At 70.1% G+C, this 26,915-nt stretch carries 25 protein-coding genes and 1 riboswitch; of the genes, 6 read left to right on the top strand and 19 right to left on the bottom strand.

The annotated features are described in order from the left end of the window. Positions 1–71 precede the first annotated feature (71 nt). Positions 72–851 carry an alpha/beta hydrolase gene (locus ACFYWY_RS02200; RefSeq protein WP_389178239.1) on the top strand — a complete coding sequence of 260 codons (780 nt, stop codon included), beginning with the start codon at positions 72–74 and terminating at the stop codon, positions 849–851. Beyond that, entirely contained in the window at positions 844–1,452 is a 609-nt protein-coding gene (locus ACFYWY_RS02195) for a hypothetical protein (RefSeq protein ID WP_389178237.1), read from the top strand. Before ACFYWY_RS02200 ends, ACFYWY_RS02195 begins: the two co-directional genes overlap by 8 nt. A gap of 57 nt (positions 1,453–1,509) precedes the next feature. Here ACFYWY_RS02195 and ACFYWY_RS02190 read toward each other — a convergent pair whose 3' ends face one another. From ACFYWY_RS02190 to ACFYWY_RS02165, 6 genes are all read right to left on the bottom strand, one after another. Beyond that, a complete protein-coding gene (locus ACFYWY_RS02190; RefSeq protein ID WP_389178234.1) occupies positions 1,510–2,286 on the bottom strand; it encodes an endonuclease/exonuclease/phosphatase family protein in 777 nt (258 codons plus the stop codon). A 114-nt stretch (positions 2,287–2,400) separates the two neighbouring features. After that, positions 2,401–3,342 (bottom strand): ROK family glucokinase, encoded by a 942-nt coding sequence (locus ACFYWY_RS02185; RefSeq protein ID WP_389178231.1) that lies wholly within the window; start codon positions 3,340–3,342, stop codon positions 2,401–2,403. 66 nt (positions 3,343–3,408) lie between these two features. Beyond that, positions 3,409–3,849: a DUF5304 domain-containing protein gene (locus ACFYWY_RS02180; RefSeq protein WP_389178229.1), complete on the bottom strand. Its 441-nt coding sequence runs from the start codon at positions 3,847–3,849 to the stop codon at positions 3,409–3,411. 77 nt (positions 3,850–3,926) lie between these two features. Then, a complete protein-coding gene (locus tag ACFYWY_RS02175) occupies positions 3,927–5,162 on the bottom strand; it encodes an ArsA family ATPase (protein WP_389178226.1) in 1,236 nt (411 codons plus the stop codon). Beyond that, complete coding sequence (locus tag ACFYWY_RS02170) at positions 5,162–5,611, bottom strand: SRPBCC family protein (protein ID WP_389178224.1); 450 nt, start codon at positions 5,609–5,611, stop codon at positions 5,162–5,164. Before ACFYWY_RS02170 ends, ACFYWY_RS02175 begins: the two co-directional genes overlap by 1 nt. Before the next feature lie 93 nt (positions 5,612–5,704). Beyond that, positions 5,705–6,460 (bottom strand): metallophosphoesterase, encoded by a 756-nt coding sequence (locus ACFYWY_RS02165; protein ID WP_389178416.1) that lies wholly within the window; start codon positions 6,458–6,460, stop codon positions 5,705–5,707. A 300-nt stretch (positions 6,461–6,760) separates the two neighbouring features. On the opposite strand from ACFYWY_RS02165, the gene ACFYWY_RS02160 reads away from it, so the two are divergent. Then, a complete protein-coding gene (locus ACFYWY_RS02160) occupies positions 6,761–8,557 on the top strand; it encodes an AMP-dependent synthetase/ligase (RefSeq protein WP_389178221.1) in 1,797 nt (598 codons plus the stop codon). A gap of 28 nt (positions 8,558–8,585) precedes the next feature. Here ACFYWY_RS02160 and ACFYWY_RS02155 read toward each other — a convergent pair whose 3' ends face one another. Further along, positions 8,586–10,205 carry a GMC oxidoreductase gene (locus tag ACFYWY_RS02155; protein WP_389178218.1) on the bottom strand — a complete coding sequence of 540 codons (1,620 nt, stop codon included), beginning with the start codon at positions 10,203–10,205 and terminating at the stop codon, positions 8,586–8,588. 86 nt (positions 10,206–10,291) lie between these two features. Then, a complete protein-coding gene (locus tag ACFYWY_RS02150; RefSeq protein ID WP_389178215.1) occupies positions 10,292–11,434 on the bottom strand; it encodes a glycosyltransferase family 4 protein in 1,143 nt (380 codons plus the stop codon). Between the two features lie 98 nt (positions 11,435–11,532). On the opposite strand from ACFYWY_RS02150, the gene ACFYWY_RS02145 reads away from it, so the two are divergent. After that, complete coding sequence (locus tag ACFYWY_RS02145; RefSeq protein WP_389178212.1) at positions 11,533–12,783, top strand: glycosyltransferase 87 family protein; 1,251 nt, start codon at positions 11,533–11,535, stop codon at positions 12,781–12,783. Here the strand turns inward: ACFYWY_RS02145 and ACFYWY_RS02140 are convergent. From ACFYWY_RS02140 to ACFYWY_RS02120, 5 genes are all read right to left on the bottom strand, one after another. Further along, positions 12,737–13,969: a hypothetical protein gene (locus ACFYWY_RS02140; RefSeq protein WP_389178209.1), complete on the bottom strand. Its 1,233-nt coding sequence runs from the start codon at positions 13,967–13,969 to the stop codon at positions 12,737–12,739. The genes ACFYWY_RS02145 and ACFYWY_RS02140 overlap by 47 nt on opposite strands. 41 nt (positions 13,970–14,010) lie before the next feature. Further along, entirely contained in the window at positions 14,011–15,039 is a 1,029-nt protein-coding gene (locus ACFYWY_RS02135) for an NlpC/P60 family protein (protein WP_389178206.1), read from the bottom strand. Positions 15,040–15,212: 173 nt separating this feature from the next. After that, positions 15,213–16,238, bottom strand: coding sequence for an NlpC/P60 family protein (locus ACFYWY_RS02130; RefSeq protein ID WP_389178203.1), 1,026 nt, complete (start codon positions 16,236–16,238; stop codon positions 15,213–15,215). A gap of 324 nt (positions 16,239–16,562) precedes the next feature. Further along, positions 16,563–17,924, bottom strand: coding sequence for an NYN domain-containing protein (locus tag ACFYWY_RS02125; RefSeq protein WP_389178200.1), 1,362 nt, complete (start codon positions 17,922–17,924; stop codon positions 16,563–16,565). Positions 17,925–17,959: 35 nt separating this feature from the next. After that, on the bottom strand, positions 17,960–18,202 hold the full coding sequence (locus tag ACFYWY_RS02120) for a hypothetical protein (RefSeq protein ID WP_389178197.1): 243 nt from the start codon (positions 18,200–18,202) through the stop codon (positions 17,960–17,962). 150 nt (positions 18,203–18,352) lie between these two features. Here ACFYWY_RS02120 and ACFYWY_RS02115 point away from each other — a divergent pair, with 150 nt between their 5' ends. Both ACFYWY_RS02115 and ACFYWY_RS02110 read left to right on the top strand, forming a co-directional pair. After that, on the top strand, positions 18,353–19,096 hold the full coding sequence (locus ACFYWY_RS02115) for a rhomboid family intramembrane serine protease (protein WP_389178194.1): 744 nt from the start codon (positions 18,353–18,355) through the stop codon (positions 19,094–19,096). Then, a complete protein-coding gene (locus ACFYWY_RS02110; RefSeq protein ID WP_307663983.1) occupies positions 19,093–19,374 on the top strand; it encodes an Lrp/AsnC family transcriptional regulator in 282 nt (93 codons plus the stop codon). The genes ACFYWY_RS02115 and ACFYWY_RS02110 overlap by 4 nt, the downstream gene beginning before the upstream one ends. 102 nt (positions 19,375–19,476) lie before the next feature. Here the strand turns inward: ACFYWY_RS02110 and ACFYWY_RS02105 are convergent, their stop codons facing one another. The 6 genes from ACFYWY_RS02105 to ACFYWY_RS02080 all read right to left on the bottom strand — a co-directional run bounded on the left by ACFYWY_RS02105 (position 19,477) and on the right by ACFYWY_RS02080 (position 26,770). Then, a complete protein-coding gene (locus tag ACFYWY_RS02105; protein ID WP_389178191.1) occupies positions 19,477–20,949 on the bottom strand; it encodes an aminotransferase class V-fold PLP-dependent enzyme in 1,473 nt (490 codons plus the stop codon). A gap of 229 nt (positions 20,950–21,178) precedes the next feature. Next, a riboswitch (SAM riboswitch) is annotated at positions 21,179–21,296 on the bottom strand. A gap of 98 nt (positions 21,297–21,394) precedes the next feature. Beyond that, a complete protein-coding gene (trpD, locus tag ACFYWY_RS02100) occupies positions 21,395–22,459 on the bottom strand; it encodes an anthranilate phosphoribosyltransferase (RefSeq protein ID WP_389178188.1) in 1,065 nt (354 codons plus the stop codon). A gap of 125 nt (positions 22,460–22,584) precedes the next feature. After that, the gene (locus ACFYWY_RS02095) at positions 22,585–24,216 is read right to left on the bottom strand and encodes a cytochrome bc complex cytochrome b subunit (RefSeq protein ID WP_389178186.1); all 1,632 of its coding nucleotides are present in this window, start codon (positions 24,214–24,216) and stop codon (positions 22,585–22,587) included. After that, positions 24,213–25,265: a Rieske 2Fe-2S domain-containing protein gene (locus ACFYWY_RS02090; protein WP_389178183.1), complete on the bottom strand. Its 1,053-nt coding sequence runs from the start codon at positions 25,263–25,265 to the stop codon at positions 24,213–24,215. The genes ACFYWY_RS02095 and ACFYWY_RS02090 overlap by 4 nt, the downstream gene beginning before the upstream one ends. Then, positions 25,262–26,071, bottom strand: coding sequence for a c-type cytochrome (locus ACFYWY_RS02085; protein WP_389178180.1), 810 nt, complete (start codon positions 26,069–26,071; stop codon positions 25,262–25,264). Before ACFYWY_RS02085 ends, ACFYWY_RS02090 begins: the two co-directional genes overlap by 4 nt. Before the next feature lie 78 nt (positions 26,072–26,149). Beyond that, positions 26,150–26,770, bottom strand: a complete 621-nt coding sequence (locus ACFYWY_RS02080; protein WP_389178177.1) for a heme-copper oxidase subunit III — start codon at positions 26,768–26,770, stop codon at positions 26,150–26,152. Positions 26,771–26,915 lie beyond the last annotated feature (145 nt).

The raw sequence follows: 26,915 nt of genomic DNA, 5'->3' as shown, positions 1-26,915 counted from the left end.
GACCTGGTCGGTGTCAGTCCGGTCGCGTACGGTGAAGTACACCTTCAGACACTCACGAACAGGAGACCCAGGTGCCGGTCCTTCCTGGAGCCGAGCCGTACCGCCACGAAGGCGGCGAGGTCGGCGTCCTCCTCTGTCACGGATTCACCGGTTCCCCGCAGTCGCTGCGCCCCTGGGCCGAGTATCTGGCGGAGCGCGGACTGACCGTGTCCCTGCCGCTGCTCCCCGGACACGGCACGCGCTGGGAGGACATGCAGGTCACCGGCTGGCAGGACTGGTACGCAGAGGTGGACCGCGAGCTGCGGGTACTGATCGAGCGGTGCAGCCAGGTCTTCGTCTTCGGTCTCTCGATGGGCGGGGCGCTGACGCTGCGGCTCGCCGCGAAGCACGGGGACGCGATCAGCGGCGTCGTCGTGGTGAACCCGGCGAACAAGGTCCACGGCCTGTCGGCGTACGCCCTGCCGGTCGCGCGCCACTTTGTGCGTACGACAAAGGGGCTGACGAGCGACATCGCCAAGGAGGGCTCGGAGGAGGTCGGGTACGACCGGGTGCCGCTGCACGCCGCGCACTCGCTGCGGACCTTCTTCCGGCTGGTCGACGGCGAGCTGCCGCAGGTCACGCAGCCGATGGTGCTGCTGCACAGCCCGCAGGACCATGTGGTGCCGCCCGCCGACTCGGCGCGGATCCTTGGCCGGGTCTCGTCCACGGACGTCTCGGAGATCCTGCTGGAACAGAGCTACCACGTGGCGACGTTGGACCACGATGCGGAGCGGATTTTCGAGGAGAGTTACGCGTTCATCGGCCGGCTCGCTCCGAATATCGGGAAGAAGGGGAGCACCACCGGTGGCTGAGCAGCACGATGCGGACCGCGAGCCGCAGCCGATCGACGAGGAAGCCGCATGGGCGGCCATCGTCGAGGGGTACGGCGAGGAGCCGTCCGACCCTCCGGGCGCCAAGCCGTTCAAGTCGGTGGAGGACCTCGCCCTGCTCGAGGGTGATCTGAACAAGACGCCGAAGGACGACAGGGCGGCGGAGGCCCGGCCGGAACCCGATCCGGAGGACCCCGCAACGGGGCCCGAAGCACGGCCTGACGCGGACAAGCCCGCGCTGGGCAGCTCGATCACGTTCGCGCCCGGGATCGGTGGCCCGCGCGACTACCAGGTGGCCGCGGCGAAGGACGACGACCTCGACGAGAGCGACGAGGGCCACTTCGTACCGCCGGAGCCGCCGCCGCTGCCGGAGGCCGATGTCACAGCCAAGTTCGCCTGGCTGGCGGTGGTCGGCGGGCCGGTGCTGATGCTGGTGGCGGTGCTGCTGCAGTGGAACATGACGTGGTGGCTGACGACGCTCTGCGTCGGCGGCTTCCTGGGCGGCTTCGGCACGCTGGTCGCCCGGATGTCACACGGCGACGACGAGGACGACGACGACCCGGGCCGCGGCGCGGTGGTCTGATTCGCGACGCGGCGTCGGCTTCCGGCCGTCGGACGCGGCTCGGCCGTCGGAGGCGACTCAGACGGCACTTGGTCCGTCGGACGACCCCGCTGGGACGCGTAGCGCCGCCAGCACCGGCAGGTGGTCCGTCGCCGCACGCAGATCGGCCTGGGTGATCCCCGGCAGGGTCAACGGCACACCGCAGCCCAGCACTTCCACCCCCGGGGTAGCGAAAATCGCGTCGATCCGCTGGTGCGGGTCGTCCGGTGTCGAGGTGTGCTCGCCGCCCCAGGGTGCGACCGCCCAGCAGTCCTGCAGCTCCCCCGCGAGCCTGCGGAAGCTGCGGCCGCTGGGCCGGTCGTTCAGGTCGCCCGCCGCGATCGCGTACGGCACGTCCATCGCCTTCAGCCGGTCCAGCAGCATCCCGGCCTGCGCATAGCGCTCGTCGCTCTGCAGGCTCAGATGGCAGCTGAGCAGCCCGATCCGGGCGCCCCCGAACCGTACGACGGCGGTGGCGAAGCCGCGCCGGTGCAGGCGGGGGGTGAGCGGCAGCAGCACATCCTCCGTACGCTCCACGGTCGCCCGCAGCGAGCAGAGCAGCAGCGGCCCGGCCGCGGTGGCCCCGCCGCTCAGCACCACCAGCTCGCTCTTGGCTGCCAGCCGCGCGGCGTGCTTGCGCCAGCGGAAGAAGCGCGGGGCCTCCTGGATGAACACCAGGTCCGGCTCGCAGGCGCGGATCACCCGGGCGAGGGCGTCCTCGTCGTCGCGCATGGAGCGGATGTTGTAGCTGAGCACCCGGATCACGGCCGAACCGTCGGGTTCGGTGCGGGAGTTTGGCAGTGCGGTGATCGCCATGCGCAGCAAGATACGCGTGCGCGGCCCTTTTCCGGGGCTCCGCCCCAGACCTCAGTCCTCAATCGCCGGACGGGCTGAATTTCAGCCCGTCCGGCGATTGAGGACAAAGAAAACTCAGCCCTGGCGGGCCAGGTCCGCCGCGCCCACCAGGCCCGCGCTGCCGCCCAGCCGCGCCGCGACCACCTGCGCGTGCGGACGCCACCGGCCGCCGATCAGCCAGCGGCGGAAGGACTTGCGGATCGGGTCGAGGACCAGGTCCCCCTCGTCGGAGAGGCCGCCGCCGACGATGAAGGCGGACGGGTCGAAGAGCGAGGCCAGGTCGGCCAGGCCCGCGCCGACCCAGCGGGCCAGTTCGCGGTACGAGTCGACCGCGACCGGGTCGCCCTGCCGCGCCGCCTCGCTGATGTGCTTGCCCTGGATGCCGTCGACCGTGCCGTCGCCGAGGCCGAGCAGGATCTCCGCGTTCTCCGGGGTGGCGTTGGCGCGCTGCTTGCCGTAGCGGACGAGAGCGCGCCCGGAGGCGTACTGCTCCCAGCAGCCCTGGCTGCCGCAGCCACATAGCAGACCGTCCGGGACGACCCGGATGTGGCCGAACTCCGCGGCCACGCCGAAGCGTCCGCGGCGCAGCTTGTTGCCGATGATGATGCCGCCGCCGAGCCCGGTGCCGAGGGTGATGCAGATGACGTCTTCGTGGCCCTGGCCCGCGCCGAAGCGGTACTCGCCCCAGGCCGCCGCGTTCGCGTCGTTCTCCACGACCACCGGGAGGCCGACGCGCTGCTCGACCTTGTCCTTCAGCGGCTCGTGGCGCCAGTCGATGTTCGGCGCGAACAGCACGGTGGCACGCTTGTCGTCGACGTATCCGGCGGCGCCGATGCCGACCGCCTCGATGTCGTGCCCCGCGCCGGCCCCGGCGACGGCCGAGCTGATCGCCTCGACGATGCCCTGCGGGGTCGACGGGGTGGGCACCTTGTGCGTCTCGAGGATGGTGCCCTCTTCGTCGACCACGCCCGCTGCGATCTTCGTGCCGCCGATGTCGACGCCGATGGTGAGTCCCATGTGTCCCTCAGTTTTCGGTCGAGCCCCGCTATGGCCAACCGTACCCGAGGGAGGGGCACGCCCTGGTCAGTCCAGGTCGATGTGCTCGCTCGCCCCGGGGCCGTCGTCACGCGGATCCTGGTCGTCCTTGGAGACGGTGGGCCGCTGGGTCCAGCGCCGCTCATGGCCCTCGACAGCGGACCGATACGCGGCGAGCAGCTCGCCGCCCGCCGCCGTGAGGTGGTCGAAGACCTCGGGGTTGCGCTCTATGACCGGCTCGACCGCGGCCTTCGCCTGGTTGACCAGCTGCTGCACGGTGTTCTGCGCGGCCAGGCCGGGCAGCGACGACTGGAACGAGGAGACCTTGTCGGCGACCGCGTCGAGGAACTTGCGCAGCTCCTCGCCGGCCGAGCCGGGCGGCGGCCCGTACTGGGCGCGGCGGCGGGCCTTCTCCGCCTCCAGGTCCTCTGCGCACGCCTTGGCCCAGGCGTCGTCATCGACGGAGGGACGCTCGGTGGCATCGCTCATGGCGTACTCCTGCGGAAGAACTGGCGGAAAAACTGAGGGTTCGTACGCTCGACGGTACCCGAATGGAGGCAGCGTGTTCAGCGTGTGCGCGGCCACAGCTCGGGGTCCGGCTGGAAGCGGACCCGCAGCACGCCGTCCGTGAGACCCGCGCCCGCCACGGTGCAGCGGCGCAGCGCGGAGGGCAGCGGCACGATCCTGCGGAACGGTCCGACGCTGATGAGGAGTTCATCCCCTCGGCGGACGAGTGCGAGCTCCTCCTTGACGGCGCCGGGCAGCGCGAGCTCCCAGACGAAGACGCTGTCGGGGCCGTGCCCCTCCGCGACCCGCCATGGGTCCTCACGTCGCTCGCCGCCATCCAGATGCGCTGCCGGTGCTTCCGCGGCTTCTACGGCTTCTACGGCGAGCCCGTCGCCGGTGTCGAGGAGGGCGAGGTCGTCGAGGCCGCGCGGGTCCCTGCCGAGGTGGGGCACCTCGCGGAGCGAGCCTTGGGGCGCCCACTCCTCGTACCACTCGCCGAGGCACTTCTCCTGCTGCGCGAAGAGAGTCGCGAGCCAGCTGTCGGCCGAGTCCCGCGGCAGAATCCGGTTCGGTACGAGGGCGTCGACCGGCGCTCCGTACAGCGCGAGCCCGGCCCGGGCGGTGCGCAGAGCTTCTGCGGCCGCGGGTCCGGGCTCTGCGACCACCCGCAGCGTCGTGCCGGCGGATTCGATCACCGCCTGGAGGCCGGCCAGTTCGCTGTCCCAGCGGGCCGTGGTCTCGTACAGCCACTGCGCGGGCATCGGCACACCGGCGAGCTGGGCGAGCATCGGTCGCAGAGCCCGGGCGGCCTGCCGTTCCGGCGGCAGCAGGCGGCGCAGATAGCGGCGCAGCTGTTCGGGCAGGGCGAGCAGGGCGATGGTCTCGCGCAGCGGCGGCATGTCGAGGACGACCACGTCCCAGTCGCCGGGCACCCCAGCGGCGGCGGCATTCAGCGCGCGCAGCAGGGCGAACTGCTCGCTGCCCGGGAGCTCGGTCAGCTCCTCGTCCTCGAGTCGCGCCGCGCCCAGCAGATCGAGCCCGGCGGCGGCACGCTCCTGGAGAGAGAGGAACTCGGCGCGGAAGTCGGCGCCGGGGTCGATGCGGGCGGCCCACAGGCCGTCCGTGATCGCGTCCGGTGCGTCGGGGCGACCGGTGACGGCCGTGCCGAACACGTCGCCCGGCTCGGCGGAGAGGAACAGGGCGCGCTTGCCGCGCCGGGCCGCGGCGAGCGCGGTGGCAGCGGCGACGGTGGTTCGGCCCGCGCCGCCGAGCCCGGTGACGAGGACCGTGCGCATCAGGCGGTGGGCACGCTCTCGACGCGCTTCTTCAGGCCGGCCAGGGCGCGGTCGATGATGACCTTCTCGGCCTTGCGCTTGATCATGCCGAGCATGGGGATCTTGACGTCGACGGTGAGCTGGTAGGTGACCTCGGTGCGATCACCGCCGCCGACCGCGGCGAGGGTGTACGAACCGTCGATGGCCCGCAGCATCTGGGACTTCACCAGCGTCCAGCTGACCTCGTTGTCGCCGTTCCAGGTGTACGCGAGGGTGTGGTCGTCCTTGATCGCGCCGGCGTCGAGGACCAGCCGGACCTGCTCGGCGCGGCCCTTGGCGTCGGTGGCGAGCACCTCGGCCTCCTTCACCTCGCCGGTCCACTCGGGGTAACGGGCGAAGTCGGAGATCACGCCCATCACGTCGGCCGGCGCCGCCTCGATCGTGATGCTCGAGCTGGTGTGTTCCGCCATCGCTGCGGCTCCTCAGAGTGCGGTACGGACCGGGGGTGGTGTGGGGTGCAGGCTATCGCGACCGGGCTGGTCACCACTCCAGGGCCCAGCGGTTCACCACTCCAGGGTCCAGGGGCGACCGGTCGAGGCGAAGTGCCCGACGTTCACGCACTCCGTCGAGCCGATGCGCATCCTTCGGGCGAGCGGCTGGTGGACATGGCCGAATAGCGCGTACCGGGGCCGGGTGCGGCGGATTGCGTCGAGAAGGGCTCGGCTGCCGCGCTCGAAGCGGCGCGGGACGGTGTCATACGTCAGCTCGGGGACGTCCGGGGGGATGTGCGAGCAGAGCACATCGACCTCCCCGACCGCTTCGACCTTGGCGGCGAACTCCTCGTCGGAGATCTCGTACGGAGTGCGCATCGGGGTGCGCAACCCGCCGCCGACGAAGCCGAAGACACGGCCGCCGATCTCGATGCGCTCGCCGTCGAGGACGGTGGTGCCCGGCCGTGCGTACTCCGGCCAGAGGGTCGGCATGTCGACATTGCCGTAGGTGGCGTACGTCGGGGTGGGGAAGGCCGCGAACAGTTCGGCGTACTGGCGGCGTACGGCGGACTCGATGGCGGACTCCCGGTCCGTCTCCAGCTCGGCCCAGAGTCTGCGTCCGAGTTCGCGGGCCGCCTCGTAGCGGCGGGCGGTGCGCAGTTCCACGATCAGATGGGCGTTCTCGACGCCGAAGAGGTCGGGGAAGATGCCGCGCGAGTGGTCGGCGTAGTCGAGGAAGAGCACGAGGTCACCGAGGCAGATGAGCGCGTCCGCGCCGTCTCCCGCCTGAGCGAGATCCGTGGCATTGCCGTGTACGTCACTGACCACGTTGACTCGAATGCCTCGCATGGTGATCACCCTAGGACGCCGGTTCGCGGCTCGGTAGAGCGGGGCGGACCAGCCGTTCTTCCGAGTCGTCATGAGTGTGGACTACTCTGCGCGAAGCACTGCCATCACGTGTGACGCAGGGAACATCTGGCCGGAACCCCCTATCGGGAACCGAGTACTGGTGGGTAACGTCCGGGCAGTCCAGTCGTGCTCACCCCACTGAGCACCTGCCCGATCTTGGACCGCAACCGGTGCATCACACAGAGCCGTGGCGCCGGCGCCCGATGAGGAGCAGCAGTCTTGCGCGAGTTCAGCCTTCCGGCCCTGTACGAGGTCCCCTCGGACGGCAACCTGACGGATCTCATCCGCCGCAATGCCACTCAGCATCCCGAGGTCGCGGTGATGGGCAGAAAAGTGGCGGGCGTCTGGACGGACGTCACCGCCACCCAGTTCCTCGCCGAGGTCCGGGCCGCCGCCAAGGGCCTGATCGCCGCAGGCGTGCAGCCCGGCGACCGGGTCGCCCTGATGTCTCGCACCCGGTACGAGTGGGTGCAGCTGGACTTCGCGATCTGGAGCGCGGGCGCGGTCACCGTGCCGGTGTACGAAACCAGCTCGCCCGAGCAGGTCCAGTGGATCCTCGGTGACTCGGGCGCGGTCGCGGTGATCGTCGAGGGCGAGGCGCACGCCGCCGCCGTCGAGTCCGTACGGGACCGGCTGCCCGGCCTGCGCCACAGCTGGCAGATCGAGCAGGGCGCGATCGGGCAACTGACCGCCGCCGGCGCCGAGATCACCGACGAGCTGCTCGACGAGCGCAGCGGGAGCGCCAAGGCGGACGACCCGGCGACCATCGTCTACACGTCGGGGACCACCGGCCGCCCCAAGGGCTGTGTGCTCACCCACCGCGCCTTCTTCGCGGAGTGCGGCAACCTGGTCGAGCGCCTCAAGCCGCTGTTCCGTACGGGCGAGAGCTCCGTGCTGCTCTTCCTCCCGGCCGCGCATGTCTTCGGCCGCATGGTCGAGCTTGCGGCCGTGATGGCGCCGATCAAGCTCGGCTGCGTACCGGACATCAAGAACCTGACCGACGAGCTGGCCTCCTTCCGGCCGACGCTGATCCTCGGTGTGCCGCGCGTCTTCGAGAAGGTCTACAACTCGGCGCGCGCCAAGGCGCAGGCGGACGGCAAGGGCAAGATCTTCGACAAGGCCGCGCAGACGGCGATCACCTACAGCCGCGCGCTGGGGACCCCCGAGGGGCCGTCGATCGGCCTCAAGTTCAAACACAAGGTCTTCGACCGGCTCGTCTACAGCAAGCTGCGGGCGGTGCTGGGCGGGCGCGGTGAGTACGCGGTCTCCGGCGGCGCGCCGCTGGGCGAGCGGCTCGGGCACTTCTTCCGCGGCATCGGCTTCACGGTGCTGGAGGGCTACGGCCTCACCGAGTCGTGCGCGGCGACCGCGTTCAATCCGTGGGACCGGCAGAAGATCGGCACGGTCGGTCAGCCGCTGCCGGGCTCGGTGGTACGGATCGCGGACGACGGCGAGGTGCTGCTGCACGGCGAGCATGTCTTCCAGGGGTACTGGAACAACGAGGCGTCGACCGCGGAGGCGCTGGCCGACGGCTGGTTCCACACGGGCGACATCGGCACCCTGGACGAGGACGGCTATCTCGCGATCACGGGCCGCAAGAAGGAGATCCTGGTCACCGCGGGCGGCAAGAACGTCGCTCCCGCGGTGATCGAGGACCGCATCCGCGCGCACGCGCTGGTCGCGGAGTGCATGGTGGTGGGCGACGGGCGGCCGTTCGTGGGCGCGCTGGTCACCATCGACGAGGAATTCCTGGGGCGTTGGGTCTCGGACCACGGCAAGCCGGCCGGTTCGACCGCTGCCTCGCTGCGCGACGACGTGGATCTGCTCGCGGAGGTCCAGCAGGCGGTGGACGACGGCAATGCGGCCGTCTCCAAGGCGGAGTCGGTGCGGAAGTTCAGGATCCTTGACTCCCAGTTCACTGAAGAGGCGGGACACATCACGCCGTCGCTGAAGCTGAAGCGCAATGTGGTGGCGAAGGACTTCGCCGACGAGATCGAGGCGATCTACCGCGGCTGAACGGCCGCTGACAGCCCTTGGCCAGAGGTCAGCCGCTGGGGTCCTCGGCGAGGATCCGGGTCATGTTCCGTTCGGCGAGCGCCGTGATGGTGACGAACGGATTGACCCCGATCGAGCCGGGGAGCAGGGCGCCGTCGGTGACGTACAGCCCTGAATACCCCTTGGCGCGGCCGTAGTCGTCAGTGGCCCTGCCCAGTACGCAGCCGCCCAGCGGGTGGTACGTGAAGTCGTCGGCGAAGGTCTTGTTGCCGCCGAAGAGGTCGTACCGGTAGATGGTGGCGTTGACCCTGTTGACGCGGTCGAAGAGCGATTTGGCCGCTTTGACGGAGGGCTGGTTCTGCGACCTGGTCCAGTTGAGCTTCGCCGAGTCGGTCGCCGCGTCGTACGAGAAGCTGCCGCGCTCCGGGTTCTTGGTGATCGCCAGATAGAGGCTGATCCAGTGCTCGAACCCCATCGGCAGCGGCGCTATCTCCGCGAAGACGGGATTGGTGGGGTTGCCCCAGTCGTCGATGCCCATGGTGGGCATGGTCGCCTGGTTCGCCCCGACGGTGTCCCAGATGTGGTTGGCGCGGCCGGTCATCACATTGCCGTTGTGGCCCCAGCCCCTGCCGACCTCGGTGCTGAGGCCGGGCAGGGTGCCCTTCTCCCGGGCGCGCAGCAGGAGTTCGGTGCTGCCGATGCTGCCGGCGCCGAGGAAGAGCTGCTTGCAGCCGATCTCCTCGGTCTCGATGACGCGGCCCGCGGTGTCCGTGCGGTCCACGGTCAGGACGTAGCTGCCGTCAGGCTCTGTCCGGATGTCTCTGGCCCGGCTCATGGTCTGGATGGTGACGTTGCCGGTGCCGATCGCGGCGGCGAGATAGGTCTTGTCGACGCTGCGCTTGCCGTGGTTGTTGCCGTAGATGACCTCGCCGGCGAGCGCCGACCTGGTGGCCTGGCCGGCGGCTTCGCGCTGCATGTAGCCGAAGTCGTAGACGTTCGGCACGAAGACGGTCTTCAGTCCGGCGTTCTGGGCGTGCTTGCGTGAGATCCGCGAGAAGCGGTACCACTCGCTGGACTCGAACCAGGCCGGGTCGATGGTGTTGACGCCGAGCATCCGGCGGGCCCGCGGGAAGTACGTGCCGTACATCTCCGCGGCGTCGACCTGGGGCAGCACCTCGGTGAAGTACGTACGCGGCGGGGTCACCGCCATTCCGCCGTTGACCAGTGATCCGCCGCCGACGCCCCGGCCGACGAAGACGGACATCTCCGCGTAGCGGACCCGGTCGAGGACGCCGGGGTAGGGGCTGATGTCCTTGTTGACGACGTCCAGCCAGAGGAAGGTGGAGAGCGGCGCCTCTGTGCGGGTCCGGAACCACATGGAGCGCTGATCGGGCGCCCCGGTGGTACAGAAGATCTTTCCGTCCGGGCCCGGGGTGTCCCAGAGCCGGCCCATCTCCAGTACGAGGGTGCGCACGCCCGCCTCGGCGAGGCGGAGGGCGGCGACGGCGGCGCCGTAGCCGGAACCGATCACGACGGCGGGGGCGTAGTCGGTGGCCGGCGGCTGAACGGCGGCCGCCGAGGAGAGACCAATGCGGGTGAAGCCGAGCGCGGCCGCGGTCTGCAGGGCAGCGATGCCCAGCAGCTGACGGCGCGTCAGATGTGGTGTCATGTCCGGAGCATGGGCGGAATCTCACCTTCCGCCCATGCTCCGCGCGGCCTAGAACTGACGCACCATCAAAAAAGACTTTACGCAGGTCAGAGAAGTGTCCGAAGTTTCTCGGCCAGCAGGTCCCAGCGCCACTTCTCCTCGACCCACTCCCGGCCGCGCTCCCCCATCCGCTGCCGCAGCCCGGGATCTTCGAGCAGCGCCACGATCCGCTCGGCCGACTCGTCGGCCGAGCCGCCGCGGACCACCCAGCCCGTCTCTCCGTCGAGTACGGCGTCGGGTGCTCCGCCCGAGTCGCCCGCGACGACCGGAAGACCGGTCGCCGATGCCTCCAGATACACGATTCCGAGGCCCTCGACGTCCAGGCCTCCCCTTCGGGTACGGCAGGGCATCGCGAAGACGTCGCCCGCGCCGTAGTGGGCGGGCAGCTCCTCCCAGGGCACGGAGCCGGTGAAGCGGACCGATTGCGCGACCCCGGTCTCGTCCGCCAGCTTCCGCAGATCCTTCTCGTACGGACCGCCACCGACGATCAGCAGCACCGCGTCCGGCACCTTCGCCAGGATCCCGGGCATCGCCAGGATCAACGTGTCCTGGCCCTTGCGCGGCACCAGCCGCGATACGCACACCACCACCCGCCGGTCGGCGAGCCCCAGGCGCTCCCGGACCGCGTCCCCGCCCGAGCCCGGGTGGAAGGTCTTCTCGTCGACGCCGGGCGGCAGTTGGACCATGCGGCCGGCCGCTTCCGGAGTCAGCGCGGCGGCTATGCGCGAGCGCGTGTACTCGCCCAGATAGGTGATCGTGTCCGTGCCCTCGCCGATCCGCCGCAGCAGCTGCCGGGAGACGGGGAGCTGCGCCCAGCCCGCCTCATGCCCGTGCGCGGTGGCCACCAGCCGCCGGGCCCCGGCCCTGCGCAGAGCGGGTGCCATCAGACCGAGCGGGGCGGCCGCCCCGAACCACACGGATTCGCAGCCGTGCTCGCGCAGCAGCTGGGTCGCCCTTCGGGTGACGCGCGGGGTCGGCAGCAGCATCGTCGTACGGTCCCGTACGACCGTGAAGGGCTGCTCTGCGTCGAACTCGGCGGTCGCCTCCGCGCCCTCGCGGCCGCGCTTCCAGGTGGAGGCGTAGACGACGAGCCGATCCGGGTCCAGCCGCAGCGCCATGTTGTGCAGGAACGCCTGGATGCCGCCGGGCCTGGGCGGAAAGTCATTGGTCACGATCAGGGTCTTGTGCATCGCCGCCGACAGTACCCAACGGCCCTGCCTCACCGCTCACGCGCAGCCCTGCCCGGCATCATGGGCACCCACAATTCCGCATGAATGGGATGAGGCTCATGGCGGGCGCAAGCGGCAGCGGCAGGCGGCTTCCCCTCACGGTGTGGATCATCACCAGGACCGCGCTGCTGCTCTGCGTCTTCAAGGTGGTCACTGTCCCCGGCCCCGATGTGACCAGCGACATCTCGGTGATCTACCAAGGCTGGTACCAGGTGCTGAAGACCGGCACCTTCCCGCTGGACGACGTCACCTGGCAGTACCCGCCCGCCGCCGCGCTCGCGATCCTCTCCCCCGCCCTGCTGCCCTTCCTCGGCTACACCTCGGCCTTCTTCGTCCTCGCCCTGCTCTGCGACGCGCTGGTGCTGAGCCTGCTGCTGTACACCGGCGGGCGGCCCGGCAAGTCGCAGCGCGGCAGCTGGGTGTGGGTGGCGGGCGTGCCGCTGCTGGGCCCCACCGCGTACGCCCGCTTCGACCTGATGGTCACGGCCGTCGCCGTCGCGGCCCTGCTGGCCGGGGCACGCCGTCCGCGCACCCTGGGCGCGCTGGCGGGCTTCGGCGCCCTGCTGAAGGTCTGGCCGCTGCTGCTGATCGTGGGCACCCCGCGCGGCCGGGCGACCCGCCGCTCCTGGGCCACCGCGGCGGGCACGGCGGCCGCGCTGGCGCTTGTGCTCTTCGTGGCGATGCCGGGCGCGCCGGCGTTCCTCACCTTCCAGCGCGACCGGGGCACCGAGATCGAGTCACTGGGCGCGCTGGTCTTCCATGTGGCGCGGCACTTCGGCTGGCAGGGCGAGGTGCTGCTGAACTACGGGTCGGTGGAGTTCGTCGGCCCGTACGTCACGCTCGTCTCCACGCTCGCCCTCGCCCTCACCCTCCTCGCCTGCGGCTGGCTGGTGCTGTGGCGGGTGCGGGCCAAGAGGTTCACGCCGAGCACGCCGTGCGACGCGGCGTTCGCCGCGGTGTTGCTGTTCACCACGACAAGCCGGGTGATCAGCCCCCAGTACATGATCTGGCTGGTCGGCCTGGCCGCCGCCTGCCTGGCCTTCCGGGGCAGCCGGATGACTCTGCCCGGCCGGCTGGTGCTCGCCGCCACGGGGGTCACGCTGCTGGAGTTCCCGGTCTGGTTCTCGCACGTGGTGGCCGGCGACCCGCTGGGCGTGCTGCTGCTGGCCGTACGCAATGGGCTGCTGGTCGCGGCGACGCTGACCGCGTGCCTGCGGCTGTGGCGGCAGACGGTGACCGAACCGCGCCGCCGCCGGCCGCGGCTCAGCCGTCCAGCCGCTCGCGCAGATACTCCCGCCAGCGCACCGTGAAGTCCTCCCGCGTCGTGCCCAGTACATCGGCCATCGCCTTCTCGACCGCGGCCTCCCGGTGCTTCCCCGCGCCGACGGCCCGGTAGAACGACGTGAGCTTCTTCTCGCCCCAGCGCGCGGCGATCAGCTCGCAGGCCAGCCAGCCGCCCTCGTACGCGCGCGCCAGCCTGTCCCCGTCGTCGCCGAAGGCGAAGTCCTCGTCGGACGGCAGCGCGGCAGGCACATCGCCGCGCACGACCGCGCGCTGGAGTTCGGGGGCGGTCTGCCCGGCACTGCGGTCCGTGCCGCGGTACGCCGCCCAGTCGGCGAAGCCCTCCGAGAGCCACATCGGGGTGGCCGCCGAGGTGTACCCGCGCGTAGCCACATGAGCCGCCTCATGCGTGAGCACGATGCCCCGGCCGAAGTCGCCGAGGGCGCCGTACGCCTCGGGGTTGACGATCACCCGGTCCGCGGGCACCGTCCCGGTGGCCCCGGTCTCGCCCGTGGTGACCGCTGCGATCCCCCGGTACCCGGCCGCGGGCGCCCCCAGCAGCCCTCCCATGGCGTTCAGCGAGGCGGGGACCAGGATCACCACGCGCCGCGCCCAGGGGGCGGGCCAGGCGTCCGAGACGGCGGGCACGGCCCGGTCGGCGTCGGCCGCGAGGGCGCGCAGCCGCGCCGTGTCCTGGCCGACGCCGAGAACCAGGCTCCGCTTGCCCCGGACGACCTCGACGTCGCCCTGCTGCCAGAGGTGCTGGGCGCCCTGCTTGCTCGCGCGGTCGGCCGTGATGTACCAGCGGCCCTCGCGTTCGGCGAGCTCCAGCGTGCGGGAGGCGGTGACCGGGACGGTGTCGTAGCCGTCGATGCGGTAGCGCAGTTCGGCCTCGGCGACCGCCCGCGCGCCCTGTCGTTTCACCTGGCTCAGCCGGTACTCCCAGGAGCGCAGCGGCACATCCGCGAGGTTCCGGAACTCCCTGCGCTCCGTCGCCCGCAGCGCCGGGGCCCCGGGATCGAGGGCGGCGAGATAGGAGCTCTCGTCATGCCCGAGGACGGCGGCCGCGCGCCCGTCCAGCGTGCGCTGGATGTCCCGCATCGTGGTGTCGGACGCCCCGGGGACCGCGCAGCCGGACGCCAGCAGGGCGGCGGCGAGGCCCAGCCCCACCGCACGCCGTACCGCCCGGCGCACTGTGCGCCCGTGACCTGCCACGTGGTCGATCGTACGGAACGCGGCGCGGAACGGAACGCGGCTCAGACGCGGGTGACCGACGAGACGGGCATCATGCCGACCGGGTCGTAGCGCACCGCCGCTCCCGGGTAGGGCGCGTGCACGACCTGTCCGTTGCCCATGTACATCCCGATATGACTGGCGTCGCTGCGGTACGTCACGAGGTCGCCGGGCCGCGCCTCCGACAGCGAAACCTGCCGGCCCGCGTACCGCTGCGCCTGCGAGGTGCGCGGCAGCCCGACGCCCGCCTGCGCGTACGACCACTGGGTTAGCCCCGAACAGTCGAAGCCGGAGGGCCCGTTGGCGCCCCAGACATAGGGGCTGCCGACGGCGCTGCGGGCCGCCATCACCGCGGCGGCCGCCCGCGAGGAGGCGGGGGCGAGGCCGGAGAGTTCGGGCAGGGAGCCGCGGCCGGAGCGGGATGCCCGGTCGAAGGCGGCGCGATACTCGGACGGAAGGGAGTTCAGCAGCCGCTGCGCCTCGGCGAGTTTGCGCTCGACGGTGCGCTTGTGGTGGGCGACGGCGGTCCGGCTGCGCTCCAGCTCCGCGAGGTCGTGTGAGGCCTCCGTGCGCTCCTGGCCGAGTCTTCGCTGCGCCAGCCGAAGGTCCTGCAGGTCGGTTGCCTGCCGCTCGCTGATCCGGTCCAGGGTCGCCGCCTTGTCGAGGTAGCTGTCCGGGTCCGCGGAGAGCAGCAGAGCGAGCGCGGGGTCGATGCCGCCCGACCGGTACTGCGCGCCCGCTACCGAACCGAGCGCTCCCCGCATCCGGTTGACGCGCTCCTGGCCGCGGGCCACGCTGTCCTGCGCCTGCGCCACCTGCTCGCGCAGCCGCTCGACCCGCTCACCGGCCTTGTTGTAGTGCTCGGTGGCCTGCTCGGCCTCCTCGTACAGCCGGTCCACCTTGGCCCGGGCGCTCTCCGCGGTGTCGTGCGGTTCTGCGCCGGCCGGTGCGGCCCCGAGCGCCGCAGCGGCCGTTGCCGCCGCGGCGGACAGAACGGTGACCCGGACACTCTGAGTGAGACCGGACTGTGAAAGCCGTCGATGGGGCGCCACGTACCGCGCTCCCTTCCGCTGTGCGAGGGATGTTGCGCGGCAGACAGTAGCCGGGCGATCACACAGCGGCCAACGGCCCTGACATGCACAGAAAGTGACGCCCCGCCGGAGACCACAGGTCACCGGCGGGGCGCGACGTCAGTTACGGGCGCGGGAAATCGCCCGATTGGGCGTCAGATGCGTACGCCGAACTGGAACGGCATGTTGTTGATCGACTCGTAGCGCACGCTGGCGCCGGGCTTCGGGGCGTGCAGCACCTGGCCGTTGCCCGCGTAGAAGCCGACGTGGTGCATGTCGCCGTAGAAGATGACCAGGTCGCCCTGCTGGAGCGCACCCTGCGAGTAGATGCGGGTGCCGGCGTTGGCCTGCGACTGGGAGGTGCGCGGTATGGAGACACCGGCCTGCGCGTACGCCCAGGAGGTCAGCCCGGAGCAGTCGAAGGAGCTGGGGCCGGAAGCGCCGTAGACGTACGGCGAACCGATCTTGCTCTGGGCGGCGGAGAAGGCCGCGCCCGCGCGCTGCGAGGCGGGGACCGCTGCGCCGAGGTCCGCACGCGAGCTGGCGCGGTCGGCGCGGGACTCGTCGGCGGAGAGCGCGGCACGCTCCTGCGCGGTGAGCGAGTTGAGGAGCTTCTGCGCGGCGGCGAGCTTGGTCTGGACTTCCTTCTTCTTCTCGCCGAGCTCCTTGCGGGTGCTGGCCAGGTCGGCGAGCTTGTCCTGGGCCTCCTTGCGCTGCTGCGCGAGGGTCCGCTGCTTGGCCTGGATCTCGGACAGCGCGTCGGACTGCTTGGCGCCCAGCTGGTCCAGCGCGGAGGCCTTCTCGAGGTAGGTGTCCGGATCCGAGGAGAGGAAGAGCTGCACGGCGGGGTCGATGCCGCCGGAGCGGTACTGGGCGCTCGCCACCGAACCGAGGCCGTCGCGCAGGGTGTTGAGCTCGTCCTGTCCGCGGGCGACCTTGTCCTGCAGGGCGTCGACCTGCTTCTGGATCTTCCCCTGCTGCTCCTTGGCCCCGTTGTACTTCTCGGTGGCCGCCTCTGCCTCTTCGTAGAGCTTGTCGACCTTCTCCTTGACCTCGCTCTTGCTCGGCTTCGGGTCGGCCTGCGCGGCCTGGGAGGTCAGGGCTACGGCCGCGGCGGCGGTCGCGGTGAGCACGGTCACGCGGGTGCGGCTCGGCTGCTTGGGACGACGGTGGGACGCCACGAAGGCGAGCTCCTTCTTCCTCGAGCCGCCTACCGGGCTGTGGGGGGTTGAATCCCCGGCGTCCGCACTTCGGGTCCTTACAGGGGAAAAGGACTGAACTGCACGGACTCGGCGGTTCCTTCGCTGTTCGCCCCGGGTGAGCGATCAACCGCGCGAAGGTTCGAGGCCCGACCTTAGTGACCTTCCTGTGATCACTTCAAATCCTGCGGAGAAAAATCTTGGTCGCCGAGCGTTTCTTTACCCACATCACACGCGTAGTAATGGCCACTTGACACTACGTCCGTCAGACAAGCAGCTAATTCGGGCATTTGGCACGGCAGTTAACTAGACGCGCGAAAGCCGCTTCAACAACAATGCGGACGCGACGGGCCTCGCGCCCGCCTTCGCCACTCCGTCGGCGACTTCGCGGTCGGTGGAGACCACCACCACGGGCCGCCCCGGCGGCTCAGCCCGTACCAGCTGACGGATCAGTTCGTCGGCGGTCACGCCCGGCTTGGAGAACAGCACCCGCACTCCGCGCGGCGGCGCCAGCAGCACCGGGGCCGCCAGCTCCGCCCCGTCGAAGACACAGGTGATCTCGGCGCCGGTCTGCGCCGCGAGCACCGAGAGACCGCCGAGCAGCCGCAGCCGCTGCTTCTCCAGCGGCATCGTCGGATAGCCGGTCTTGGTGACGTTGTAACCGTCCACCACCAGATGCGCCTGCGGCAGCGCGAGCAGCTGGTCCAGGAGCGCGGGATCGGTCTCGGAGAGCGCACGGGCCGCGATGTCCTTGGGCGACATCCGGCCCGGCTCGACCGCGTCGACCGTGTCGGCGGGATGGACGGCGGCGGGCGGCAGGGCCAGTTCCCGGCGCAGTCCCTGAGCCGCGTCGAGGACCGTGTCCAGCAGCAGGCGCAGCCGCATGTCCTCGATCGAGCGCCCCTCCCGGGCGGCCCGGCGGCTCGCCTCCACGGCGGCCTCCGCCTCGGCGAGGCGTGCCTTGAGCCGACGGCTCTCACTCTCGGCCGCCGAGACCTGGGCCGCGGTTTCCGACCTGATGGCTTCGATATCGGCGTCTCTACGGCGCAGAGCGGCCTCGCCGCGCTTCACATCGCTCAGGGCGCTGCGCAGCTTGCGACGAAGCGTTTCGGCTTCCTTGCGGGCCGCCTCCAGCTCCGTGCGCAGCCGCTCGGTCTCGCTCTTGGTCAGGCCTCGCGCCTCCGTCAGCTCCTCGCGCAGCCGCTCCAGCTCGCGCCGCCCCGCCTCGTCGGCGCGCTCGGCGTCGGCACGCAGGGCCTCCTCACCCGCGGCGGCGACAAGTTTCACCCATCCGGTGGGTCGCAGCACGTAGGCGGCGGCGGCCACGTCGACGGGGTCGGCGGCCGCGGGCGGCGATCCGGACTCCAGTGCCGCGGACAGCTCCGGCTGGGCCTGGCCGAGCCGCTCGCCGATACGCTGCCGGAAGACCGGGTCGCTCTCCAGGGCGGCGGCCATCGCGTTGCCCGCGAATTTTGCGCGCCGGGTGGGGGTGAACCGGGCGTACTGCCGTAGCTGGGCCGGAAGTTCGGCAACGGTCAGGCCTCCGAAGGCATCCGAGACCAGCGCCATGACCCTGCGCCGTACGCCTTCCGGCAACGGGCGGTCGAGCGCCTCTGCGGCGCCACCGGCCGCACCGGCCGGCTCAGCGCCACTTGCAGGCTGCTCCACGATCCGTCACCCCACTACCCGTTCGGGCCGCTCCCTCAGGAGCCGGCGCCCGGCCTGTCCACCAGCTCGATCTGGTCCACCGCGTTGCACCAACGGCATCGCACCGACTCGATGCTCTCACTGACCACCTCGCGCTCCTCGACCGTCGGCTCGCCGGCCAGGTCCAGATGGACGTACTCGACGACCTTGGAGGAACGGGTGACATCGAAGCGCGTGAGGTTGCCGCAGAGCGTGCAGCGCCAGCGGGTACCGGCCGTCGGCGGGGAGACCGTCGTCATCGTGCCGTCTTCTTTCGTCGTACGGATGCAGGTGCCGCTGTGCGCCGTCGAACCGCGGATGTACTGCCCGTAACCCTACGGCCTCGCAGGTACCCCGTGGCGCGGCGAGGCACTCTGTACCGTTCAGACCTACTACGCCATGCTCTGTCCATGATCAGTTGGCAGGGCGCGGCGCGCGGTGCGGTACGGAGCGCGGTGACGGGGCCCTCGGTGACATACGGCGTGATCGCCGTCTGCTGTGCGGTGTTCCTCCTCGGCCCGGTCTCGGGCCTCAACCCGGTGTACGGCACCGGTGACGCACTGCTCGCAGCCCAGAGCGCGTACTTCGAACGCTGGGGCGTGATCCCGGCAGAACTGATGAACAGCTCCCCCGGCACCCTCGACCCACTCCTCACCCCGCTCACCGCACTCTTCGTCCACGGCAGCTGGCTGCATCTGCTCGGCAACATGCTTTTCCTCTACGTCTTCGGCGCGATGGCCGAGGAGCGCATGGGGCGGCTGGAGTTCGCCCTGTTCTATCTGGGCTGCGGCTATCTCGCGCTGGTCGCCTACGCGGCGGCCAACGCCGAATCCGAGCAGACCCTGGTGGGAGGGTCCGGGGCGATCTCAGGTGTGCTCGGCGCGTTCCTCTTCCTCTTCCCCAGGGCCCGGGTCACCAGTCTCTTTCCGTTCCTCTTCTTCCTGCCGCTGCGCTTCCCCGCGTGGATCGTGCTGATCTTCTGGTTCGTCCTGCAGTGGCTGGCGGCCCAGGGCGCGGGCAGCGGCCCCGGCGTCGCGTATCTGGCGCATCTGGTGGGGTTCGGGGCCGGGTTCGTCTACGCCTGGGGACGATTCCGGCATGCGACTAGAGTGAGGGCCCCAGCAGCGGCCACCGAGGGAGAAAGCCAACCGTGATCACCGCGATCGTGCTCATCAAGACCAGCGTGGACCGCATCCCCGAGATCGCCGAGTCGATCGCCGCGCTGGACAGCGTCAGCGAGGTCTTCTCCGTCACCGGCACGTACGACCTGATCGCGATGGTGCGGGTGGCCAAGCACGACGACCTGGCGGACGTCATCCCGGGCCGCATCAGCAAGATCCAGGGCGTCGAGGGCACGGACACGCATGTGGCGTTCCGTACGTATTCGCAGCACGACCTGGAGGCGGCGTTCGCGATCGGGCTGGACTCGTAGCGCCTTCCGTTGTCTGTCCTCAGACGCCGGACGGGCTGGAAACCAGCCCGTCCGGCGTCTGAGGGGCCGGAGCCCCGGGGGACGTGGCAGGCAGCCCCGGTGTCACACGGCCGGGACGCAGCGGCCGTCCTCCGTGCGGTAGTTCCACTTGGCGCCTTCGCGCACCAGCTCCTTCACCGCCCGTACGAAACGCTCCACATGCTCGTCCGGCGTACCCGCCCCGAAGCTCACCCGGATCGCGTTGAGCGAGGCTTCGCCCGGCCCGGCCTCCGGCGCGCCGCACTCGCCCGGGTCCTGCGGGTCGCTGCCCAGCAGGGTCCGCACCAGCGGGTGCGCGCAGAACAGCCCGTCCCGTACGCCGATGCCGTACTCCGCCGAGAGCGCGGCCGCGAAGTGCGAGCTGTTCCAGCCCTCGACGACGAAGGAGATGACGCCGACCCGCGTGGGGGTCCCCCCAGTGGAACGCGAGGGGGAGTCGTCCCCGAACAGCGAGAGCACCTTCACCTCGGGCACCTCGGCCAGGCCCGCGCGGACCTTCGCGACGAGGTGCTGCTCCCGGGCGACCAGGTTGTCGAAGCCCGCCTCTGTGAGCGCCTTGCAGGCGGAGGCGATGGAGTAGACGCCGATGACGTTCGGCGAACCGGCCTCGTGACGGGCGGCCGTGGTGTGCCAGTCGACGTCCACGCCGCCGTCCGCGCGCCGCGCGACCTTGCGCGAGGCACCGCCGCCGGCGAGGTACGGCTCCGCGTCCTGCAGCCAGTCCGCACGGCCGGCCAGCACGCCAGAGCCGAACGGCGCGTACAGCTTGTGCCCGGAGAAGGCGACCCAGTCGACGTCCAACTCCTGTACGGAGACCGGGTGGTGGGGCGCGAGCTGAGCCGCGTCGAGCACGATCCGCGCACCGTGGGCGTGCGCGGCAGCCGCGAGCTCCTTCACCGGCCACAGTTCACCGGTGACGTTGGACGCGCCGGTCACGCAGACCAGCGCCGGGCCGTACCCCTCTTGAGTCGACTCGGCGCGGTCCGCGAGCGCGCGCTCCAGCGTCCGCACCGCCTCCGCCGGTGTACGCGGCGCGTTCAGATACGTCACCCTCGCGTCCGACCACGGCAGCAGCGAGGCGTGGTGCTCGGTCTCGAAGACGAAGACCTCGCAGTCGGCGGGGATCGCGGCCGCCAGCAGGTTCAGTGAGTCGGTCGTGGAGCGGGTGAAGACGACCTGGTCGCCCGGCCGGCAGTCGAGGAACTCGGCGACCGTGACCCGGCTGTTCTCGAAGAGGTCGGTGGACAGCTGCGAGAGGTACCCGGCGCCGCGGTGCACGCTGCCGTAGTACGGGGCGTACGCGGCCACGTCGTCCCACACCCGCTGCAGGGCCGGGGCGCTCGCCGCGTAGTCGAGGGCGGCGTAGGTGACTTCGCCGCCGGTGACGAGCGGGACGGTGACGTCCCGGCCGAGGACCGGAAGCGGCGCGGCACAGGCGGGGTCGGAGTCGGCGGGGGCGACGGCAGAGGCGGGGGCGACAGCGGGGGCGGGGGCGACAGCGGGGGCGGTGGCAACGGCGTTCGGGCGTGCGGACATGGCGGTATCTCCCGGCAGGACAAGCGTGGGGGTCCCCCCCCGACGAAGTCGGAGGGAGGCTTCGGTAGAACCTGCGCGGCGGCTCAACGGCCGTTCGGCGCACAGGGGTTGCCTCGAGCACACGGCGACGGCCGCACGGAGGCGTACTGAAGAAGGGGCGAGTAGCCCTACCGCATTCGCTTGCTCACGAGACTGCTCCCTTGAGGACCAGGACCCCAGGGCTTGCAGGGGTCCGCGCTTGCCGCAGACCTCGCTGCCTACGGCCTGGTCTTCACCCGGGGCACCCCGCCACGGACGGAGGGTTGCCGGACAGCGAGCCGGGGCCGTAATCGCTGTCACTCATGACCTTGGAGAGCATCCTGCCATACGTCCCACCGCGTGCAAGGCGGGGTCCAGTTCCTGAGACGGGAAACCGGACCACGCCTTGCCTCACGCCACCGCGGTCTCAGGCGTTGCTCGCGGCCACCCACCGCTCGAGCACCGCTCTGGCCGCGCCCGAGTCGATCGACTTGGCGGCCCTTGCGATGCCCGCCGCCAGCTGCTCGTTCAGCGTGCCGTCCGTCGGCTCCAGCGCGACCAGAGCCGCCGCCGCGTTGAGCAGCACCGCCTCCCGTACGGGCCCGGTCTCGCCGCCGAGCAGCCGGCGCGCTACATCCGCGTTGTACGAGGCGTCGGCGCCGCGCAGGGCCTCGACCGGCACGAGGTCGACGCCGATGTCCCGCGGGTCGAAGGCCTCCTCGCGCACCGCCCCGTCCCGTACCACCCACACCCGGGAGGTCGCCGTCGTGGTCAGCTCGTCCAGGCCGTCGTCGCCGCGGAAGACCAGCGCAGAGGAACCGCGCTCGGCCAGTACGCCAGCCAGAATCGGTGCCATCCGCGCGTCCGCGACACCGGTGGCCTGCGCCTTCACCTTCGCCGGGTTGGTGAGCGGGCCCAGGAAATTGAACGTGGTGCGGATGCCGAGCTCCTTGCGGGCGGCCGCCACATGCCGCAGCGCCGGGTGGAACTTCACCGCGAAGCAGAAGGTGATGCCCGCCTCTTCCGCGACCTGGGCGACCCGCTGCGGGGTGAGCTCGAGATTGACGCCGAGCTTCTCCAGTACGTCGGATGCGCCGCTCGCGGACGACGCGGCGCGGTTGCCGTGCTTGACGACCTTCGCGCCCGTCCCCGCGACCACGATCGCGGACATGGTGGAGATGTTCACGGTCCTGGCGCCGTCACCGCCGGTCCCGACGATGTCGACGCTCGGTCCCGGCACCTCGATCAGGTTCGCGTGCGCGTACATGGTCCGTACGAGTCCGGAGATCTCCTCGACGGTCTCGCCCTTGGCACGCAGAGCGACCGCGAAGCCTGCGATCTGCGCGTTCGTCGCCTCGCCGCTGAGGATGCGGTCCATGGCCCACGCGGTGGCCTCCGCGCTCTGGTCACGGTTGTCGAGGAGAGCGTTCAGCACCTCGGGCCAGGAGAGGTCCGCCACGCTGTCGCCGCCAACCGGGGTCACAACGTTCATGGTCCACTCCTGGGTCCACAGCCGAACAGGGATGAGTCCACCCTATCCAGCCCGGCAGACGGCGAAGAGCCCCGTCCGACGAATGGACGGGGCTCTCGCTGTGGCGACCTCGCGGTCGGGTGGGATCAGTGGTGGCCGTGGCCGCTCGTGATCTCCTTGTACTCCTCGGCCGTGGGCTTGGGGATCTGGCTGTCTCCCCCGTAGTAGCCCTTGCTGAGCCCTGCCCGCAGCTTCTCCAGACGCTTGACCTTGCGCTCGACGCCGTTCTCGTCGACCGTCGGGCCGATCTCCTCCGGCTTGTACTGCTGGTGCGAGGTGAGCGTGTGCAGCTGGCCCGGCGAGAGCGGCTCGTGGATCTCGACGAACTCACCGTGCGGGAGTCGCTTGATGATGCCGGTCTCGCGTCCGTGCAGCACCTTGTCCCGGTCGCGGCGCTGGAGACCCAGGCAGATCCGCTTGGTGATGATGAAGGCGATCACCGGGCCGACGAAGAAGGCGATCCGGGCGAACCAGGTGATGTGGTTGATCGACAGGTGGAAGAAGATGGCCACCATGTCGTTTCCACCGGCGATCAGCAGGATGACGTACCAGGTCAGCCAGGCCACACCGAAGGCCGTACGGGTCGGGGCGTTGCGCGGGCGGTCCAGGATGTGGTGCTCGCGCTTGTCCCCGGTGACCCAGGACTCGACAAACGGGTAGACCGCGATCACCGCAAGGATCATCGGGAAGATCATCAGCGGGATGAACACGCCCAGGGCGAGGGTGTGGCCCGCGAAGTTGATCTCCCAGCCGGGCATGGCCCGGATCAGGCCCTCGGAGAAGCCCATGTACCAGTCCGGCTGAGCGCCGGTGGACACCTGGTCCGGACGGTAGGGGCCCAGCGCCCAGATCGGGTTGATCGAAGCGACCGCGGCGACGATCGTGATGATGCCGAAGACCAGGAAGAAGAAGCCTCCGGCCTTGGCCGTGTAGACCGGCAGCAGCGGCATGCCGACGACGTTCTTGTTCGTACGTCCGGGGCCCGCGAACTGCGTGTGCTTGTGGTAGAAGACCAGGATCAGGTGGGCCACCAGCAGGCCCAGCATGATGCCCGGCAGCAGCAGGACGTGGATCGAGTAGAACCGGCTCACGAAGTCCCCGCCGGGGAACTCCCCGCCGAAGAGGAAGAACGACAGGTACGTGCCGACGATCGGCATGGAGAGGATCGCGCCCTCCATGAACCGGACGCCCGTACCGGACAGCAGGTCGTCGGGGAGCGAGTAGCCGGTGAAACCGGTGAACATGCCCAGGACCAGCAGCAGGAAGCCGAACAGCCAGTTGATCTCACGCGGCTTGCGGAAGGCGCCCGTGAAGAAGACGCGCATCATGTGCACGATCATGGCCGCGACGAAGATCAGCGCCGCCCAGTGGTGGATCTGCCGGATCAGCAGACCGCCGCGGACGTCGAAGCTGATGTCCAGCGTCGAGGCGTAGGCCTCGGACATCCGGATGCCCTGCATGGGCACGTACGAGCCCTCGTAGACGACCTCGTTCATGCTCGGGTGGAAGAACAGCGTCAGATACACACCCGTGAGGATGATGATGATGAAGCTGTAGAGGGCGATCTCACCCAGCATGAAGGACCAGTGGTCCGGGAAGATCTTCCGCATGTTGGCCTTGGCCATGGAGTAGATCCCGAGCCGGCCGTCCGCCCAGTCGGCGACCCGTTCACCCGCGGGTGCCGGTGCCTTGCGGTTCGTCTCAGTTGTAGTACTCATCCGCGCTCCCAGAAGGAAGGACCGACGGGCTCTTCGAAGTCGCCGAGCGCCTCAAGGTTGCCCTCGGCGTTCACGCCGATCCGCAGCTGCGGGAGGGCGTGGCCGGCCGGGCCGAAGATGACGCGGGCGCCGTCGGAGAGGTCGAAGGTGGACTGGTGGCAGGGGCAGAGCACGTGGTGCGTCTGCTGCTCGTACAGGCTGATCGGGCAGCCGACGTGGGTGCAGATCTTCGAGTACGCCACGATGCCCTCGTGCGACCACTCGAGTTCGCGCTTGTCCTTGATGTCGTCCGGCTGAATCCGGACGATCATCAGGGCCGCCTTGGCGATTTCCTTCTGGAAGTCGTGGCTGTCCTCCTCCAGGCCCTCGGGCATGGCGAAGGACAGCGAACCGACGACGACGTCCTCGGGACGCAGCGGCTCATTCGTGTTCATGTTGATGAGCTGCTTGCCCTTGGCCCACAGGGTGGTCCGGAGCTTCTTCTCGGGCAGCGGGCCCAGGTCGCGCAGCAGCACCACACCGGAGAGCGGCACCATCGCAAGCGCGCCGAACATGGTGTTGCGGATCAGCTTGCGCCGGCCGAAGGCGGACTCCTCGGCGCCCGCCGCGAAGTCGGCCATGACCTTGGCCTTGACCTCGGGAGGGGCGGCGATGGGGTGGCGCTCGTCGGCGATCTCCACATCGGACATCAGGGTGCGGGCCCAGTGGACCGCGCCCGCGCCGATGCAGAAGAGGGCGACGCCGAGCGTGATGCCCAGGGCGAAGTTGAGCGCGCTCACATGGCCGATCGGCCAGATGTACACGATCTTGTCGACCGGGAAGACGACGTACGAGGCGATGAAGCCGACAGTGGCCAGCATCGACAACGTGAACAGGAAGGCGACCGCGCGCTCGGAGCGCTTGGCGGCCCGCTCGTCGATGTCCTGGATGCGCGGCCTGTGGGGCGGCAGCCCCGGGTCCGCGAACGGGTCGTCTGCGACCTTTACCGCGCCGTGCGCGGTGCCCTGCTCAGCAGGCAGGTTCTCTTCTGGATTCTCTTGGCTACTCATGACTTCTTGGCCTTAGCGGTGTGGGCCGCGACCCAGACGGCAACTGCGATCAGTGTCCCCAGCCCGAAGACCCAGCCGAACAGACCCTCGCTGACGGGGCCGAGGCCACCCAGCTTGAGGCCGCCGGGGCTCTCGGCCTCTCCACTGTTCACGGTGTGGAGGTAGGCGATGATGTCCCGCTTCTGCTGCTCCGGCAGAATCGTGTCGGGGAAGGAGGGCATGTTCTGCGGGCCGGTCTGCATGGCCTCGTAAACATGCTTGGGGTCCACGCCCTCGAGGTTCGGGGCGTACTTGCCGTCCGTCAGGGCACCGCCCTCACCCGTGAAGTTGTGGCACTGGGCGCAGTTGGTACGGAACAGGTCGCCACCCTTGGCGATGTCCGCGCCCTCGGGGTTGTACTGCTTCTCGGTCGGCGTGATCGGACCGGCGCCGAGGGAGGCGATGTACGCCGCGAGCTGGTCGATCTCGCTCTGCGAGTAGATGACCTTCTTCTCCGGCACCTGGGCGCCGGGCTGCTGGGCCGGCATCCGGCCGGTGCCGACCTGGAAGTCGACGGAGGCGGAGCCCACGCCGACCAGGCTCGGGCCGTCAGAGGTGCCCTGGCCGCCGGTTCCGTGGCAGCTGGCGCAGCCGACGGTGTAGAGCTTCTTGCCCTCCTTGATGGCGAGTGACTGGGCGGTTTCATCGGCCTGCGCCTTGTCCGCGGGTGCGAACGCGGCGTACAGCCCCCCAGTAGCCGCCAGCGCGAAGAGGAGGACGACGACCGCCGCCAGCGGATGGCGTCGTCGTGCGGAGAGCTTTTTCACGGATTACCCCGGTGTCAGGATCTTCTGCGTCGATGCTTCTGGACTGTGTCTGCTTCAGGCAGCGAGCTGCCCACGCCGTTACTTGATCATGTAGATCGTGGCGAAGAGGCCGATCCAGACGACATCGACGAAGTGCCAGTAGTAGGACACGACGATGGCGGCGGTTGCCTGCTCGTGGGTGAATCTCCTGGCCGCGTACGTTCTGCCGAGAACCAGCAGGAAGGCGATGAGTCCGCCCGTCACGTGCAGGCCGTGGAAACCGGTGGTCAGGTAGAACACCGAGCCGTACGGGTTGGACGAGAGCGAGAGGCCCGCGTCCTTGACCAGCTCGGTGTACTCGAAGACCTGGCCTCCGATGAAGATCGCACCCATCACGAAGGTGATGATGAACCACGACCTGAGCTTCTTCACATCGCCCCGCTCCGCGGCGAAGACGCCGAGCTGGCAGGTGAGTGAGGAGAGCACCAGGATCGTGGTGTTCGTCGCCGAGAACGGGAAGTTCAGGTGATCCGCCTGCGACTTCCAGAACTCGGCTCCCGTCACCGATCGCAGGGTGAAGTACATCGCGAAGAGGGCCGCGAAGAACATCAGCTCGGAACTCAGCCAGATGATGGTTCCGACGCTGGTGAGGTTCGGCCGATTGACCGACGGGTGCGCGTGCCCGGTTTCTACTGTCGTTGCTGTCGCCACGACCGACATTATGTCGGTCGCTTATCCCGCCCTCACTCCGGGGGGTGCCGTTCGGTGTGTCAGTGGGCCTTGTCCAGCCCGAACGGCCCATCGAAGCACCGCGCCAACTGCTGTTGACAGGGAGTCGGACGGAGTAGCATCCGGCGCATCGGTT

Origin of the sequence: Streptomyces sp. NPDC002870, assembly GCF_042888505.1 — a bacterium.
GTDB lineage: Bacteria > Actinomycetota > Actinomycetes > Streptomycetales > Streptomycetaceae > Streptomyces.
The sequence above is the reverse complement of the archived record's forward strand: the minus strand, read 5'-3'. Positions and strand labels throughout refer to the sequence as shown.

What these genes read in the sequence shown, in the direction of transcription:
- ACFYWY_RS02175 (WP_389178226.1), bottom strand. Translation starts at nt 5,162, where the DNA reads ATGCGCACGGTCCTCGTCACCGGGCTCGGCGGCGCGGGCCGAACCACC.
- ACFYWY_RS02105 (WP_389178191.1), bottom strand. Translation starts at nt 20,949, where the DNA reads ATGTCCGCACGCCCGAACGCCGTTGCCACCGCCCCCGCTGTCGCCCCC.
- ACFYWY_RS02095 (WP_389178186.1), bottom strand. Translation starts at nt 24,216, where the DNA reads ATGAGTACTACAACTGAGACGAACCGCAAGGCACCGGCACCCGCGGGT.
- ACFYWY_RS02170 (WP_389178224.1), bottom strand. Translation starts at nt 5,611, where the DNA reads ATGGCGGAACACACCAGCTCGAGCATCACGATCGAGGCGGCGCCGGCC.
- ACFYWY_RS02185 (WP_389178231.1), bottom strand. Translation starts at nt 3,342, where the DNA reads ATGGGACTCACCATCGGCGTCGACATCGGCGGCACGAAGATCGCAGCG.
- ACFYWY_RS02180 (WP_389178229.1), bottom strand. Translation starts at nt 3,849, where the DNA reads ATGAGCGATGCCACCGAGCGTCCCTCCGTCGATGACGACGCCTGGGCC.
- ACFYWY_RS02150 (WP_389178215.1), bottom strand. Translation starts at nt 11,434, where the DNA reads ATGCACAAGACCCTGATCGTGACCAATGACTTTCCGCCCAGGCCCGGC.
- ACFYWY_RS02080 (WP_389178177.1), bottom strand. Translation starts at nt 26,770, where the DNA reads ATGTCGGTCGTGGCGACAGCAACGACAGTAGAAACCGGGCACGCGCAC.
- ACFYWY_RS02090 (WP_389178183.1), bottom strand. Translation starts at nt 25,265, where the DNA reads ATGAGTAGCCAAGAGAATCCAGAAGAGAACCTGCCTGCTGAGCAGGGC.
- trpD (WP_389178188.1), bottom strand. Translation starts at nt 22,459, where the DNA reads ATGAACGTTGTGACCCCGGTTGGCGGCGACAGCGTGGCGGACCTCTCC.
- ACFYWY_RS02145 (WP_389178212.1), top strand. Translation starts at nt 11,533, where the DNA reads ATGGCGGGCGCAAGCGGCAGCGGCAGGCGGCTTCCCCTCACGGTGTGG.
- ACFYWY_RS02155 (WP_389178218.1), bottom strand. Translation starts at nt 10,205, where the DNA reads ATGACACCACATCTGACGCGCCGTCAGCTGCTGGGCATCGCTGCCCTG.
- ACFYWY_RS02120 (WP_389178197.1), bottom strand. Translation starts at nt 18,202, where the DNA reads ATGACGACGGTCTCCCCGCCGACGGCCGGTACCCGCTGGCGCTGCACG.
- ACFYWY_RS02190 (WP_389178234.1), bottom strand. Translation starts at nt 2,286, where the DNA reads ATGGCGATCACCGCACTGCCAAACTCCCGCACCGAACCCGACGGTTCG.
- ACFYWY_RS02115 (WP_389178194.1), top strand. Translation starts at nt 18,353, where the DNA reads ATGATCAGTTGGCAGGGCGCGGCGCGCGGTGCGGTACGGAGCGCGGTG.